The sequence below is a fragment of the Vibrio sp. 10N.247.311.13 genome, assembly GCF_041467595.1.
Taxonomy (GTDB): Bacteria; Pseudomonadota; Gammaproteobacteria; order Enterobacterales; family Vibrionaceae; genus Vibrio; species Vibrio crassostreae_C.
In genome coordinates this window covers 1-2,080 of sequence record NZ_JBFSUX010000123.1, presented here as the reverse complement: position 1 = coordinate 2,080, position 2,080 = coordinate 1, and the positions used below count along the sequence as shown (strand labels likewise).

At 36.8% G+C, this 2,080-nt stretch carries 4 protein-coding genes; all 4 read left to right on the top strand.

What is annotated here, in order from left to right; genetic code table 11:
* Positions 1–437: 437 nt before the first annotated feature.
* From AB6E52_RS22925 to AB6E52_RS22910, 4 genes are read left to right on the top strand one after another with little or no spacing between them, the layout of a single operon-like run.
* On the top strand, positions 438–698 hold the full coding sequence (locus AB6E52_RS22925; RefSeq protein ID WP_102319865.1) for a hypothetical protein: 261 nt from the start codon (positions 438–440) through the stop codon (positions 696–698).
* A 9-nt stretch (positions 699–707) separates the two neighbouring features.
* Positions 708–1,259: an ABC-three component system protein gene (locus AB6E52_RS22920; RefSeq protein ID WP_102319864.1), complete on the top strand. Its 552-nt coding sequence runs from the start codon at positions 708–710 to the stop codon at positions 1,257–1,259.
* Positions 1,247–1,474: an ABC-three component system middle component 6 gene (locus tag AB6E52_RS22915; RefSeq protein WP_102319863.1), complete on the top strand. Its 228-nt coding sequence runs from the start codon at positions 1,247–1,249 to the stop codon at positions 1,472–1,474. Before AB6E52_RS22920 ends, AB6E52_RS22915 begins: the two co-directional genes overlap by 13 nt.
* Positions 1,461–2,063 carry a hypothetical protein gene (locus AB6E52_RS22910; protein WP_372189986.1) on the top strand — a complete coding sequence of 201 codons (603 nt, stop codon included), beginning with the start codon at positions 1,461–1,463 and terminating at the stop codon, positions 2,061–2,063. Before AB6E52_RS22915 ends, AB6E52_RS22910 begins: the two co-directional genes overlap by 14 nt.
* Positions 2,064–2,080: the final 17 nt, after the last annotated feature.

Sequence of the window (2,080 nt, the reverse complement as noted above, 5' to 3'; positions counted from 1 at the left end):
AAGAGAAGCTGCTTAATAAGTAAGCAAATGATGACAACTACCTTGAAAAACACCGCTCTGTTATTTTGCTGATTCACTTGCAAAACGGGGCGTACCATACATTCTGCCCCATAATGAGCTGACCTTTTTCTCATTCAAATCCTGCTTATGGAGTCCCCCTACAAAAAGTTATCAATTCTTCCAAAGCTGTTTGTTGTAAATCTCTGTGCTGTATCACATGGCGAAATTCGCCCAAACTATCGTTCACTTGCGGTTCGAACGGCTTATATGAGCTACTAACAGCTATAAGGTTAGGTTAGGTTAGGTTAGGTTAGGTTAGGTTAACTTAATTGATATTTTTATAATTAATTGTAAATTAAGGATTTTTCTTCAAGACACCAAACAATTGAGTATAATCGCAGGAACATTCTCCTACAAAATAAGTGGTTTATATCTATATGGAATTTTTCTCTTCTGACCTTGGTGTAGCGATCGCATGGATTTGTACGGTCTTGAGCTTTTTGTTTGGTTGTAAAAAGAACCAAGAAGTGAAAAAACTAAAACTTCAAATTACTAATACTAATTCGATACAAAAGTCACAAAACAAAACTGAAAATACTGCTCAAGATCTAGACCAAAGCAGTACAAAAGTAAAACAGGTTGGTGAAAAGAACGTTTATGCGAACAAAGTCACTGGCGGCATAAAAATCGACATGTAGGCTCCACTTATGAATAAGACAGTCGCAATTGACAAAGTTGTAGGTAATGTACAACTTGGCGATGCACCTGAACAAAATATCGATTCAGCTATCAACGAAGTCCTAAAGTTGATAGCAAATAATGGATTCGAACCTAGCACCCGAAATCGGACACCAAGTGCTGATACGATCGAAAAAATCAATCACAATCAGTTGCAAGGAAAAAGTGCAATAATCCGCCAATACCTGAAGCACTCAAAGAAGGTTGAAGCTTCATTTTCAACTATTGACTCAACTATCCCTTTTGGAAAATCAAAGGTCTTAAACAACTTAAATGACCTTTATTATGAAGCGTTAGATTTCGTAGAAATCGAATACTTTACAGGCGATATAGACATAGAGGAAATAAAGCAGAATTCCTGTTTAATCATTGAATTTATCATCGAGAAACTAAAAAACACGGCTTATGCATCCAAAAACAAGCCAAGTCTTAAAGAAGATTTAGACCTAGGGATAAACGTCGTCGTAGCACATGCTTTTATTGAGTGCGTAGTATTGGAGAACCCCTTATGCTGCCAATAAATGGATGCGATCCAAAGTTAAACGTTTATTTCATAGGCGGAATTATTTTAAAAGAAATCAGTTACGGAGAATGTGATTTGAGGAAACTCATACAAATCACATCAGCTGAACTAGATGTATCAATTGACCATATCATCTTATCTCTAGATTGGTTGTTTATGATTTCAGCTATCAACGTCAATGGAAACACGGTAACAATCAATGAAGCTCAATAGGTTAACAATTACAGAAAACGGTTCACAATGTAGAACCGTCAAATTTGAAGATGGGTTAAATCTGATCACCAACGATAAAGATATCGGTAGAACCGGCAATAGCGTCGGTAAATCAACCCTTTCACGCGTAATCGATTTCATGTTATTGGGTTCAATTGAGCCTATTTATTTTGACGACGAGTACGCTAGGCCAAACGTTCAAATTGAATCTTTTTTTAAGGAAAGTGATGTCCAGTGTGAGCTGTCGTTTACAGATCATTTGGGCGTTTATCATGTATTAGTTCGTAACTTCGCCATTGATAAAGATGAGTTTTTCTCAGTTGATGGTAATGTACTTGATAGAGACGAATACGAGAAACTTCTATTAAGCCTATTTTTTGGTATTGAAACATCTAGACCATCCCTACGCCTTCTTGCTCCGAAGTTCATTAGAAACGATAGCCATAAGATGCTCAACACATCTCACTTTCTCGATGCTCGAAGTAAAAACAATGACTATAGTGAACTATTCTTGTTCCTATTTGGTTTCAACGACACATCACTCTTAACACCAGGGCGGGATCGCACTTTGTTAACAAATATGATCTAATAGCGTCAAACCCTTAG

Excerpts from the sequence above, each read along its gene's own strand:
- AB6E52_RS22925 (WP_102319865.1), top strand. The coding sequence starts at position 438 with ATGGAATTTTTCTCTTCTGACCTTGGTGTAGCGATCGCATGGATTTGT.
- AB6E52_RS22920 (WP_102319864.1), top strand. The coding sequence starts at position 708 with ATGAATAAGACAGTCGCAATTGACAAAGTTGTAGGTAATGTACAACTT.
- AB6E52_RS22915 (WP_102319863.1), top strand. The coding sequence starts at position 1,247 with ATGCTGCCAATAAATGGATGCGATCCAAAGTTAAACGTTTATTTCATA.
- AB6E52_RS22910 (WP_372189986.1), top strand. The coding sequence starts at position 1,461 with ATGAAGCTCAATAGGTTAACAATTACAGAAAACGGTTCACAATGTAGA.